The sequence below is a fragment of the Pseudomonas sp. JS425 genome, from assembly GCF_018223845.1.
Classification (GTDB): domain Bacteria; phylum Pseudomonadota; class Gammaproteobacteria; order Pseudomonadales; family Pseudomonadaceae; genus Aquipseudomonas; species Aquipseudomonas asiatica.
The window spans coordinates 5634821-5646499 of the sequence record NZ_CP073661.1 but is presented as its reverse complement, the minus strand read 5'-3'; the positions used below and the strand labels follow the sequence as shown (position 1 = coordinate 5646499).

The window sequence follows — 11679 nt, the reverse complement described above, 5'->3', positions numbered from 1 at the left end:
GCATGAGCGACTCACTGGAACTCAGCCTGGATGGCGTAGAACGCCGCTCGCTGGCTGACTTCACCGAACAGGCCTATCTCAACTACTCCATGTACGTGATCATGGACCGCGCCTTGCCGCACATCGGCGATGGCCTGAAGCCGGTGCAGCGACGCATCGTCTACGCCATGAGCGAGTTGGGGCTCGATGCCGATGCCAAGCACAAGAAGTCGGCGCGTACCGTCGGTGACGTGCTCGGCAAGTTCCACCCCCACGGCGACTCGGCCTGCTACGAGGCCATGGTGCTGATGGCCCAGCCGTTCAGCTACCGCTATACCCTGGTCGACGGCCAGGGCAACTGGGGTGCGCCAGACGATCCGAAGTCGTTCGCCGCCATGCGTTATACCGAAGCGCGTCTTTCGCGCTACGCCGAAGTGCTGCTCAGCGAAGTCGGCCAGGGCACCGTGGACTGGGTGCCAAACTTCGACGGCACCCTGCAGGAGCCGGCCGTGCTGCCTGCGCGCCTGCCCAACATCCTGCTCAACGGCACCACTGGTATCGCCGTTGGCATGGCCACTGACGTACCGCCGCACAACCTGCGTGAAGTGGCCACGGCCTGTGTGCGCCTGCTCGACGAGCCCAAGGCCACCATCGAGCAGCTGTGCGAGCACATCCAGGGGCCGGACTACCCGACCGAGGCCGAGATCGTCACGCCGCGGTCAGAAATCCTCAAGATGTACGAAAGCGGCCGCGGCTCCATCCGTATGCGCGCCGTCTACCGCGTCGAGGATGGCGACATTGTCGTCACCGCGCTGCCGCACCAGGTCTCCGGGGCCAAGGTGCTGGAGCAGATCGCTGCGCAGATGCAGGCCAAGAAGCTGCCCATGGTCGCCGACCTGCGTGACGAGTCGGACCACGAGAACCCGTGCCGCATCGTCATCATCCCGCGCTCCAACCGTGTGGATGCCGATGAGCTGATGCAGCACCTGTTTGCCACGACCGACCTGGAGAGCAGCTACCGGGTCAACGTCAATATCATCGGCCTGGACGGCCGGCCACAGCTGAAGAACCTGCGAGCGCTGCTGCTGGAATGGCTGGAGTTCCGTACCGCTACCGTCCGTCGTCGCCTGCAGCACCGCCTGGACAAGGTGGAGAAGCGCCTGCACCTGTTGGAAGGCTTGCTGACCGCGTTCCTCAACCTGGATGAAGTTATCCACATCATCCGTACCGAAGACCAGCCCAAGCAGGCCCTGATCGCCCGTTTCGACCTGACCGAAATCCAGGCCGACTACATTCTCGAGACCCGCCTGCGGCAGCTGGCACGCCTGGAAGAGATGAAGATCCGCGGCGAGCAGGATGAATTGCTGAAGGAGCAGGCCAAGCTGCTCGCCCTGCTGGGCAGCGATGCCAAGCTGCGCAAGCTGGTACGCAGCGAGCTGATCAAGGATGCTGAAACCTATGGCGACGACCGCCGCTCGCCGATCGTCGAGCGTGCCGAGGCCAAGGCGCTGTCGGAAAACGAGCTGATGCCGACCGAGCCGGTCACCGTGGTGCTCTCGGAGAAGGGCTGGGTGCGCTGCGCCAAGGGTCACGACATTGATGCCACCGGCCTGTCGTACAAGGCCGGCGATGGCTTCAAGGCCGCTGCTGCCGGGCGCTCAAACCAGTTTGCCGTGCTCATCGATTCTACTGGCCGCAGTTACTCGCTAGCCGCCCACAGCCTGCCGTCGGCGCGTGGTCAGGGCGAACCACTGACCGGCCGCCTGACGCCACCACCGGGGGCCACCTTCGAGTGTGTGCTGTTGCCGGACGACGATGCACTGTACGTGGTGGCTTCGGACGCTGGCTATGGCTTCGTGGTCAAGGGTGAAGACCTGCAGGCCAAGAACAAGGCCGGCAAGGGCTTGCTCAGCCTGCCCAACGGTGCCAAGGTCATGACCCCGCGCCCGGTGGCCAACCGCGAGCAGGACTGGCTGGCGGCGGTTACCACCGAAGGCCGTCTGCTGGTATTCAAGGTCAGCGACCTGCCTCAGTTGGGCAAAGGCAAGGGCAACAAGATTATCGGGGTGCCGGGCGACCGGGTGGCGAGCCGTGAAGAATTTGTTACCGATCTGGCCGTGATAGCAGATGGCGCGACGCTTGTATTGCAAGCCGGCAAGCGTACCCTATCTCTGAAAGCGGACGACCTGGAGCATTACAAGGGCGAGCGCGGACGGCGCGGCAGCAAGCTGCCACGCGGGTTCCAGCGGGTCGATGGGTTGCAGGTGGAAGTGCCGGCGTAAGCGGTTGAAATGTCTGGAGCGGCAATTTCAGCGTCGTTCCGGGCAGAAATGCTGGAGTCGGACGGTTATTTCGCGGATGATATGGCCCTTGCGGTGCCGGCGTGGCCGTGTGCCCGTTTGAATTTATGTGTATCACTGCGGTTGGCCTTTTGGCGACCGCCTGGATGGGATGATGAAATTTCTGCGCCTTCCATTTGCGCTGTTGATGACTGGCCTGCTGGGCCTTGGCGGGTGCACCATGCATCAGCCGGTTGCCCTGTACCAGCTCGACAGTGGTGATCCTGGCCAGCCTTCGCAGAGTGCGGGCATGGCCGTGGTGCTCGGTCCGGTATCGGTTGCCGATTACCTGCAACGTGAGACGTTCCTGCAGCGTCAGGCCGATGGCAGCCTGAGTTCGGCGACCGACGGTCGTTGGGCCGGCAGCCTTTCGTCGGATATCGACCAGCTGCTGGTGCGCCAGCTCGCCTGGCGCCTGGACAGCCAGCGCGTGGTGCTGGCCCCGGCGGCTGCCGGGTTCAACCCGGATGTACAAGTGCTGCTGTCGATCACTCGCCTGGACTCGGGCAAGGACCAGCCGGCCGTCCTGGATGCCCAGTGGCGCCTGTTGGACCGCCGTGGCCATGTGCGTGACAACCGCATCGTTCACCTCGAACAGCCACACGCGGGCAGCGAGGCGTCGCAGGTGCAGGCCCAGGGCCAGTTGCTTCAGAAACTGGCCGAACAGCTGAGCACAGCGGTCAAGCCTCTGGCTAACCAGCCGGCGATTGCCGAAGAGTCGCCTAAAAAATCGGCTGCTCCGGTGCAGGTGAAGAAGACGCCTGAGAAATCCAAGATCCCGATGGCTGCGCCGATTCGAACCGATATGGAAGTCTACCGGTTCTGATCTAACTGCCAGATACGAAAAAGCCCGCATCATTGCGGGCTTTTTCGTATCTGCAGTTTTTGTACTGTATGTGCTGGTCTCTCGCGGGTGAACCCGCTCCCACAGGTTGGTGCAGGCCCTGTGGGAGCGGGTTTACCCGCGAAGAAGCCAGCCCGGTATCAGGCCCGGCGTTCGTGCATCCGCGCCAGCTGACGCTCCAGCATCGACGGGTAGGGTTCCATCAGGCGCTCCACGCAGCAGGCACCCTCGGGGCTGGCAATCGGGCGAATGCGGGCGCGCTGGCGAATCAGCGTGTCATCGCTGATCTGCCGTTCTACCAGCAACAAGTTGCGACTGTGCTGCGACAGTGCCAGAGCGTCCTGGGCCTTTTCGGCCATCAGCAGGTCTACCAGCTCCAGCCCTTGCAGGTCGTTACCCAGAGCAAGGCCCAGCTGCAGCTGCAGGGTAATGCCGCTGTCCGCTACCTCGATCTGCAGGGCATGGCCCAAGGCGCGCAACAACTCGCCGCAGCAGATGGCGTTGGTCAGGTAGTCCTCGCCGCAGTCGCGGCTGTGGAACAGCACCAAGGTGCTGCCGTCGTTGAGCGTGTGAGTTTCACCGTCGTAGAGTGAGGCTGCATGTTCCAGGCAATCGCGGTAGCGCTCGGTCAGTTCGGTCAGGCGCGTGCGCGGCAGGCGACGCAGCTGCTCCTGCGAGCCCAGTTGCACGGCAAGCACGGCGCTGTACTGCGGCTCGTCGGATTCGACCACGGCGGCCTTGGGCGCGCTTTCGTCGTCCAGCAGGCCGGCGAAGGCTTCATCGTCATCCTCGTCCGCCTGGGCGGCAAGCTTGGCGCGCGGTGCGACTTTGGCTGCCGGGGCAGAGTCGTGCAGGTCGTCGAACTGCTCGTCTTCTTCTTCTTCTTCTTCGGGCTCCGGCTCAGGTGGCGGCGGCGGGGCCAGGCGCGCGTGCAGCTGGCGGGCGATGTCGCCGATCTCGTCCTGGCGGTCGGTGGCCGGGGTATAGGGTTGCGGGTCGCGCAGCCACACCCGCAGCTGCAGCAGCGGCAGGGTGATGAAGCGGCCCTGGCGCAGGCTCAGGGTCAGCGCCAACACCAGCAGGATGGCGGCAAGGATGCCCATGCTCTGCAGACTGATCAGCATCGGCTGCTGGAACTGGCTCATGTCCAGGCTGATGCGCAGTTGCCCGGCGGTCACGTCCTGGAAGGTGATCTTGGTCTGGTACAGGCCTTCGGCCTCGCCCAGCAGGCTGTTGCGCGGGCGCTGGCCGGCTTCCGCGAGGATGCGGTTGTCCACGCTGTAGATCGCCGCATGGGCCACCAGTGGGTTTTTCACCAGGTTGCCGAGCAGAACGTTGAGGCTGAGGATGTCGTTGGCCACCAGCAACTCGGTCGCCGAGGTGGCGGTCTGGGTGGTCAGGCTCTGGCCCAGAGCATCGGCCTGCTCGTGCATGGCCTGCTTGAACTGCAGGCCCATCACGCAGGCGTAGATCACCAACGCCAGCGCCACCAGGAAAATGTTGGTGCAGGCGATGCGTAGTGCCAGCGGCACGCGACGTTGACTCAGGGCGCGATAGATCATCAGGAAGAAGTTGTCTGCTTTGACGGGCGTGGGCCGGTTCACTGAGCTCGGCTCTTAATGGCATGAAAGTGTGGGGCAGTATAGCGAGCCGGGTTTTGTCGGCAAAGTATCGTTGGCGCCCGACGGTCACGGAAAATCGGTAGAATGCGCATTTTTCATCGAAGTCGGAGCCAGGTTGTGCGCGAAATCGTCCTGATCAACATCACCGGTGAGGACCGTCCCGGTCTCACTGCGGCTATCACCGGCGTCCTGCTGCAGGGCGGTGTGAGCATCCTCGACATTGGCCTGGCAGTCATGCACGGTACCTTGTCGTTCGGCATCCTGGTCGATATCCCGGACAACGAAGTGGCCACCTCCCTGCTGCAGAGCGTGCAGGCCAAGGCCCACGAGCTGAACCTGCAGGCCCGCTACACGCCGATTTCCGAGGCGGACTACCAGCACTGGGCCGATGGCCAGGGCGAGGCGCGCCACATCGTCACCTTGCTCAGCCGCAAGATCACTCCAGAGCAACTGCAGCGGGTGAGTGCGGTGATCAGCCGGTACGGCCTGACCATCGAGCGCATCGAGCGCCTGTCGGCCCGTGTGGCGCTGGATGCCGAGACCGACAAGGGCAAGGCGGCCATCGAGATCTCTGTGCGCGGCGTGCCGAGCGATGCCGAGGCTCTGCGTGCCGACTTCTTCGCCCTGGCCGAAGAGCTGAGCATCGACATTGCCTTCCAGAAGGACGACCTGTTCCGCCGCAACCGTCGCCTGGCGGTCTTCGACATGGATTCGACGCTGATCGAAGCCGAGGTCATTGACGAACTGGCAAAGGCCGCTGGCGTGGGTGAGCAGGTTGCCGCCATCACCGAGCGCGCCATGCGCGGCGAGCTGGACTTCCGCGCCAGCTTCAAGGAGCGCATGGCGCTGCTCAAGGGCCTGGATGTGGGCGTGTTGGATGAGATCGGGGCGTCGCTGCGTCTGACCGAAGGTGCCGAGAACCTGTTTGCCGAGCTCAAGCGCCTGGGTTACAAGACCGCGATCCTGTCCGGTGGCTTCACTTACTTTGCTCGCCAGGTGCAGGCGCGTCTGGGCATCGACTATGTGTTCGCCAACGAGCTGGAAGTGGTCGATGGCAAGGTGACCGGCGTGGCTGTGGAGCCGATCGTTGATGCCCAGCGCAAGGCCGAGCTGCTGCAGAAGCTGGCCAGCGAAGAAGGCTTGCAGCTGGAGCAGACCATTGCCGTGGGTGACGGTGCCAACGACCTACCGATGCTGTCGCTGGCCGGCCTGGGTGTGGCGTTCCGCGCCAAGCCGCTGGTGCGCCAGTCGGCCAAGCAGGCGATTTCTACCCTGGGATTGGATGGAGTGTTGTATCTGCTGGGCCTGCGCGACCGCGACGCGCGCGGCTGACTCGACAATCCGGGGCTGCTTCGCAGCCCATCGCGACACAAGGCCGCTCCTACAGGGAATCGCATATCTCCTGTAGGAGCGGACTTGTGTCGCGAAAGGGCCGCAAAGCGGCCCCAGGTTCCATCAGGCAATCAAGCCTGCACAGGCGCCGCCAACTGCTGCCCCATGCGCACCGCTGAACCCGCACCCAGGTTCTCCGCCCACTTCACCTGCTCCGGCCCGAACAGCACGATGGCAGTCGACCCCAGCTTGAAGCGGCCTAGTTCGGCACCTTTCTCCAGGTGGATCGGCGCGCGGCTGGCTTCGTCGTAGCGGAAGGTCTTCAGTTCACGCTTGGGTGGCGTCACCAGCCCGGCCCACACGGTTTCGATCGAAGCGACGATCATCGCGCCCACCAGCACCACGGCCATCGGCCCGCGCTCGGTATCGAACAGGCAGACCACGCGCTCGTTGCGGGCGAACAGCTCGGGGACGTTCTCTGCGGTGGTCTGGTTGACCGAGAACAGGCGGCCCGGCACGTAGACCATTTCACGCAGGGTACCGGCCAGCGGCATGTGCACGCGGTGGTAGTCCTTGGGCGACAGGTAGATGGTGGCGAACTCGCCGCCCATGAACGGCGCGGCCATGGCCGGGTCACCGCCAAGCAGCTCCTGCGCGCTGAAACCGTGGCCCTTGGCCTGGAAGATGCGGCCGTGCTCGATCGGGCCAAGCTGGCTGACGGCACCGTCGGCCGGGCAAAGGATGGCGCCCGGGGTCTCGTCCAGCGGGCGGGCACCCGGCTTCAGGGCACGGGTGAAGAATGCATTGAAGTGCTCGTATGCGCTCAGGTCCTCGACCAGCGCTTCGCTCATGTTGACCTGGTAACGCTTGGCGAACCAGGCGGTGAAGGCGTTCTTGAACCAGCGCACGCGGCACTCGGCTATGCAGCCGGCCAGCCGCGACAGTAAGTGGTGCGGCAGCAGGTACTGGCTGATGATGAACAAACGGGATTTCATGCAGGTTCCTTAGACTTCTACAGGCGTGTCCGGGTGGTTGCCCCATTCGCTCCACGAGCCGGCGTAGGCCTTGACGCGCGGGTATCCAAGGGCCTTGGCCACCAGGTAGGTGAAACCGGAGCGGCGGTGGGTCTGGCAGTGGGTGATCACTTCCTTGTCGGGGGTGATGCCCAGGTTCTTCAGGACTTCGGCGATGTCCTGGCGAATGCGCAGGTGGTCGTTGAGGTCCATGCCGGCGGTCCACTCGAAGTTGATCGCGCCGGGGATGTGGCCGCCCTTGGCTGCCAGTACTTTCTCGCCGCTGAATTCCTGCGGGCCACGGGCGTCCCAGATGACCAGGTCGTCGGCGCCCAGGCGGCTTTGCAGGTACTCGCGGGTGGCGGTTGGCGAAGTGTCGATGCGCAGGTGCACCGGCGCATTGCCGCTGGCGGGCACTTCTGTGGAGAGCTTGTCGGCGGGCCAGGCCTGGATGCCGCCATTGAGATAGTGGTAACGCTTATGGCCGATCACGTCGAGCAACCAGATGAAGCGCCCGGCCCAGCCGCCGCCCTCATCGTCATACACCACATACACGGCATCGTCACGGTGGCCGAGTTCGCTGAACAGTTTTTCCAGTTCGCCCAGGGCCGGCAGCAGGCCGGGCGCGGGGGGCTGGCCGAGCTGGGTACGCTTGCCTTCGACAAAGCGTGCGCCGGGGATATGCCCGCTGACATAGCGGTTGGCGCTGCTCAGGTCGATCAGGATCAGCTGTGGCGAATCCAGGCGCGGCAGCAGGTCCGCGGCTTCGATCACCAGGGGCAGGCCGGAAAAGTCAGTCATCCACGGTCTCCAGTGTGGAAAGAGGGGCGATTGTAGCGCAAGGCTCAGGCCTTGCGGTTGGCAAACACCAACAGCGCCCGTTCGGTGCACTGTGCGGTCTTGCCGAAGGCTTGCACGCTGATATCGGCCAGCGGCCGGCAGCCCTGGTCTGCCACCATCAGCATCAGCACCTGGTCCGTCACCGCCAGCGAGCGTAGCAGCACGTGCTCGCTGCGGAACAAGGCACGCAGCGGGGCCGGCAGCAGGGCCGAGAACTGGCTGTGGTTTTCCGGGGTGATACGCAATTGCCCGGCCTTGGCCAGCAGCTTTTGCAGCAGTTTGTTCTGCGCCACCGGCAGTACCAGCGCCCCGGCTTCCTTGGGCAGGCCGGCCATCTGCTGCACGCGCAGCTGGTCGTTGGCCTTGTCCAGGCTCAGCAGCAGTATCCGCTGCATGCCAGAGGCCAGAAGGGCCTCGATAACCTGCGTGGCCAGGTGCACGCTGTTGGTGAACGGGCTGGGCTGGGCCAGAAGGTCTTGGCACAGCTTGCGCCAGCGCGCCAGTTCGTCGCTTGTGGGAGGTGGCGGAGCCAGCATGTCTGGGTGCGGACGGCGCTGGTGCCAGGGCCAGATCAGCGCTTCGGCCGGGTGGAACAAGGCATGCTGGGCATGGCGGCGGGCGCTGGCCGCAGCCTGCTGGTGCACCTGCTGCTGCACGTCGTCCAGCGAGGTCTGCAGGTACAGTGCGGTCAGCAGCTGCCAGCGCAACAGGTGCGGGTTGTCCCAGCCCACTTGTGCCGCCAGGGCCAGGTTGTTTGCCAGCAGCACGGTGTTGGCCGGCTGGTTGAACCAGCGGCGCAGGCCAGGCTCGGCGTCCAGGCGGTGTTGCTGGCTGAGCAGGTCCGGGTCGCGGGCGATACTGAGCACCTGGGCCAGTTGTTCGCGCTCTTCCAGCAGCAGGCGGTAACCCTGGGTCACCCATTGTGGCAGGCGCCAGTACTCCGCCATGGTCTGGCACAGCTCCATGATGCGCACGCCAAACAGTTCTTCCTCGACATGGGCGGCGTCTTCGCCCTTGTGGATAACCCGCAGCTCCCAGGTATCGAGCAGCTTGGGGTAGGCCAGCGCCAGCGGCCAGAGTGGCGACAGGAACAACAGGCTGCCCCAGTGGATTTCCTGCCACAGCCGTGCCAGGCGGCTTGCGAACAGGCCGCTGGCCTGCTGCGAGGCGTGCTGGCTGATCAGCTGGAACTGGCACAGTACCGGCGGAATCTCTTCGACGGGCACTGCTGGCAGGCGCTTGAGCAGCTGTTCGCTGCGCTCCAGGCCCAGGCGGTTGAGGGCGACTTCCAGGCTTTCGGCGGGCTCTGCCAGGCTGGCATTGGTGGGGTGATTGGCTTCGCGCATCACCGACAGCACCAGCGCCGGGCTATCTTGCATCAGTTCGGCGATATCGCGCAGTGAGCGGCGGTTATCGTGGATGGCGGCCATGACCCGGTCGTAGCTGTGCTTCGGCACGGGGATGCGAACACTCTCGAGCAGCTTTACCCAGGCCTCTAGCGTACGTGGAGCCTGAGCGGGCACCTTGGTTTCAATTGGCATTTTGACATCAGTCCGAACTGGCTTTTCGCATTGAGTGGCTATAGTCTGGCGCAGTTCTGCCGATAAGTAGAAGAAGAGTTTTAAAGCTCCCGTCTCTTCCCCTGACCACGACAGCAAGTGCTTTGAACCTATGGCTAAAATTATCGGCATCATCGTCGTATTCGCGAGCGTGCTCGGCGGATACGTGCTTTCCCACGGCAAGATCGCGGCACTGATCCAGCCGTTCGAAGTACTGATCATCGGCGGTGCGGCCTTTGGTGCATTCCTGCAGGCCAACCCTGGCCACATGACCATGCACGTCATCAAGAAGTCGATGAAGATGTTCGGCTCGCGCTTCACTCACGCCTTCTACCTGGAAGTGCTGGGCCTGGTGTACGAAATTCTCAACAAGAGCCGGCGCGAAGGCATGATGGCCATCGAGGCCGATATCGAGGATGCCGCCGCCAGCCCGATCTTCGCCAAGTACCCGACGGTGCTGGCCGATGAGCGCATGACCGCGTTCGTCTGCGACTATCTGCGCATCATGTCCACCGGCAACATGGCCCCGCACGAACTCGAGGGCCTGTTCGACATGGAACTGCTGAGCATGAAGGAAGAACTGGAGCACCCGTCCCATGCGGTGACCGGCATCGCCGACGGCATGCCCGGCTTCGGTATCGTTGCGGCGGTACTGGGTATCGTGGTGACCATGGCCTCGCTCGGCGATGGTGACCAGGCCTCCATCGGCCTCCATGTGGGTGCGGCGCTGGTGGGTACCTTCTTCGGTATTCTGGCGGCCTACGGCTTCTTCGGCCCGTTGGCCAAGTGCCTGGAGCACGATGCCAAGGAAGAGCTGAACCTCTACGAATCGATCAAGGCTTCGCTGGTGGCCTCGGCCTCGGGCATGCCGCCTTCGCTGGCGGTCGAGTTCGGGCGCAAGGTGCTGTACCCCAAGCACCGCCCAAGCTTCGCCGAACTGGAACAAGCGGTTCGCGGTCGCTGAGTCATGGAGAACAATCAGCCCATCATCGTCAAGCGCGTCAAGCGCTTTGGCGGCGGCCACCACGGCGGCGCCTGGAAAATCGCCTTCGCCGACTTCGCCACGGCGATGATGGCGTTCTTCCTGGTGCTGTGGCTGTTGTCCACGGCCACCCCGGAACAGAAGATCGCCATTGCCGGCTACTTCAAGGACCCGATCGGCTTCTCGGAAAGCGGAACGCCCTACGTCATCGACCTGGGCGGCTCGCCTCAGCTGGCGCCGGAAAAGACCATCAACCCCGAAGCCAAGTCGGAGCCGACGCCTGATACCAGCATTCAGCTGGACAAGGACCAGGTGGAGACCATGGCCGAGCAGGTCGAGCGTGAGCGTCTGGAGTTGCTGCTGCAGGAACTGCAGAACAAGGTGGAAGAGAACCCGCAACTGCAGAAGTTCAAGGACCAGATCCTGTTCGAGATCACCCAGGACGGCCTGCGCATCCAGATCATGGACGCCGAGAACCGGCCGATGTTCGACATTGGCAGCGCGCGCCTGCAGCCGTACTTCGAGGACATCCTGCTGGCGATGGCAGACACCATCAAGGCGGTGCCGAACAAGATCAGCATCAGTGGCCACACCGACGCCAAGCCCTATGCCGGCAGTGGCGAGTTCGGCAACTGGGAATTGTCGGCCAACCGCGCCAACGCCGCGCGCCGTGCACTGGTGGCCGGCGGCTACCCGGATGGCCAGGTGGCGCGGGTGGTGGGTTATGCCTCGTCGTCGCTGTTCGACCGCAAGGACCCGTTCAACCCGGTCAACCGCCGCATCGACATCATCGTGCTGACCAAAAAAGCCCAGCGCAATATCGAAGGCGAGCAGGGCGCGCCGGAAGCACCGGCTGCCGAGCCCGCGCCGCCGGCCGCTGCGGCACCGGCGGCGCCAGGGGAGGCCGGGCAGGCCCCCATGCAGCCGCGTGAATTGCGCCAGAAGCTGAACATCTTCGAAGAGGGGACGCTGAAGATGGATGAGGCCAAGGACCAGTAAACCCTTTTTCGTCTTGCGTGGTCCCTTGTGGGGGCGGCCTTGTGTCGCGAAAGGGCCGCAACGCGGCCCCGGCAATATTTGCATTAATGCTGATATCTGGGGCCGCTGCGCGCCCCATTCGCGACACAAGGCCGCTCCCACAGGATCGCGCCGCGGCTGAAGCCGGCGCA

Annotated in this window: 9 protein-coding genes; 5 read left to right on the top strand and 4 right to left on the bottom strand. The window is 64.1% G+C overall.

Features of this window, described 5'->3' with window-relative positions; translation table 11 throughout:
• The first annotated feature begins 2 nt into the window (after positions 1-2).
• Together parC and KDB76_RS25990 are read left to right on the top strand one after the other, a co-directional pair.
• Positions 3-2261, top strand: coding sequence for a DNA topoisomerase IV subunit A (parC, locus tag KDB76_RS25995; protein WP_013974453.1), 2259 nt, complete (start codon positions 3-5; stop codon positions 2259-2261).
• A gap of 172 nt (positions 2262-2433) precedes the next feature.
• Positions 2434-3144 (top strand): PqiC family protein, encoded by a 711-nt coding sequence (locus KDB76_RS25990; protein ID WP_031324184.1) that lies wholly within the window; start codon positions 2434-2436, stop codon positions 3142-3144.
• A gap of 158 nt (positions 3145-3302) precedes the next feature.
• On the opposite strand, the gene KDB76_RS25985 is transcribed toward KDB76_RS25990, so the two are convergent.
• The gene (locus KDB76_RS25985; RefSeq protein ID WP_038410174.1) at positions 3303-4766 is read right to left on the bottom strand and encodes an AhpA/YtjB family protein; all 1464 of its coding nucleotides are present in this window, start codon (positions 4764-4766) and stop codon (positions 3303-3305) included.
• Between the two features lie 135 nt (positions 4767-4901).
• Here KDB76_RS25985 and serB point away from each other — a divergent pair, with 135 nt between their 5' ends.
• The gene (gene serB, locus KDB76_RS25980) at positions 4902-6116 is read left to right on the top strand and encodes a phosphoserine phosphatase SerB (RefSeq protein WP_015272016.1); all 1215 of its coding nucleotides are present in this window, start codon (positions 4902-4904) and stop codon (positions 6114-6116) included.
• A 131-nt stretch (positions 6117-6247) separates the two neighbouring features.
• Here the strand turns inward: serB and asd are convergent, their stop codons facing one another.
• From asd to KDB76_RS25965, 3 genes are read right to left on the bottom strand one after another with little or no spacing between them, the layout of a single operon-like run.
• Complete coding sequence (gene asd / locus KDB76_RS25975) at positions 6248-7111, bottom strand: archaetidylserine decarboxylase (protein ID WP_013974449.1); 864 nt, start codon at positions 7109-7111, stop codon at positions 6248-6250.
• Between the two features lie 9 nt (positions 7112-7120).
• Positions 7121-7930 carry a rhodanese-like domain-containing protein gene (locus tag KDB76_RS25970; RefSeq protein ID WP_013974448.1) on the bottom strand — a complete coding sequence of 270 codons (810 nt, stop codon included), beginning with the start codon at positions 7928-7930 and terminating at the stop codon, positions 7121-7123.
• 44 nt (positions 7931-7974) lie between these two features.
• Positions 7975-9510, bottom strand: coding sequence for an HDOD domain-containing protein (locus KDB76_RS25965; RefSeq protein ID WP_038410173.1), 1536 nt, complete (start codon positions 9508-9510; stop codon positions 7975-7977).
• 130 nt (positions 9511-9640) lie between these two features.
• Here KDB76_RS25965 and motA point away from each other — a divergent pair, with 130 nt between their 5' ends.
• Both motA and motB read left to right on the top strand, forming a co-directional pair.
• Positions 9641-10492, top strand: coding sequence for a flagellar motor stator protein MotA (gene motA, locus KDB76_RS25960; RefSeq protein ID WP_015272014.1), 852 nt, complete (start codon positions 9641-9643; stop codon positions 10490-10492).
• A 3-nt stretch (positions 10493-10495) separates the two neighbouring features.
• Complete coding sequence (motB, locus tag KDB76_RS25955; protein ID WP_013974445.1) at positions 10496-11509, top strand: flagellar motor protein MotB; 1014 nt, start codon at positions 10496-10498, stop codon at positions 11507-11509.
• The last annotated feature ends 170 nt before the right edge of the window (positions 11510-11679 follow it).

Bases quoted from the DNA above. Each gene is read 5' to 3' on its own strand.
- motB (WP_013974445.1), top strand. From the start codon at position 10,496: ATGGAGAACAATCAGCCCATCATCGTCAAGCGCGTCAAGCGCTTTGGC.
- KDB76_RS25970 (WP_013974448.1), bottom strand. From the start codon at position 7,930: ATGACTGACTTTTCCGGCCTGCCCCTGGTGATCGAAGCCGCGGACCTG.
- parC (WP_013974453.1), top strand. From the start codon at position 3: ATGAGCGACTCACTGGAACTCAGCCTGGATGGCGTAGAACGCCGCTCG.
- motA (WP_015272014.1), top strand. From the start codon at position 9,641: ATGGCTAAAATTATCGGCATCATCGTCGTATTCGCGAGCGTGCTCGGC.
- KDB76_RS25965 (WP_038410173.1), bottom strand. From the start codon at position 9,510: ATGCCAATTGAAACCAAGGTGCCCGCTCAGGCTCCACGTACGCTAGAG.
- KDB76_RS25990 (WP_031324184.1), top strand. From the start codon at position 2,434: ATGAAATTTCTGCGCCTTCCATTTGCGCTGTTGATGACTGGCCTGCTG.
- asd (WP_013974449.1), bottom strand. From the start codon at position 7,111: ATGAAATCCCGTTTGTTCATCATCAGCCAGTACCTGCTGCCGCACCAC.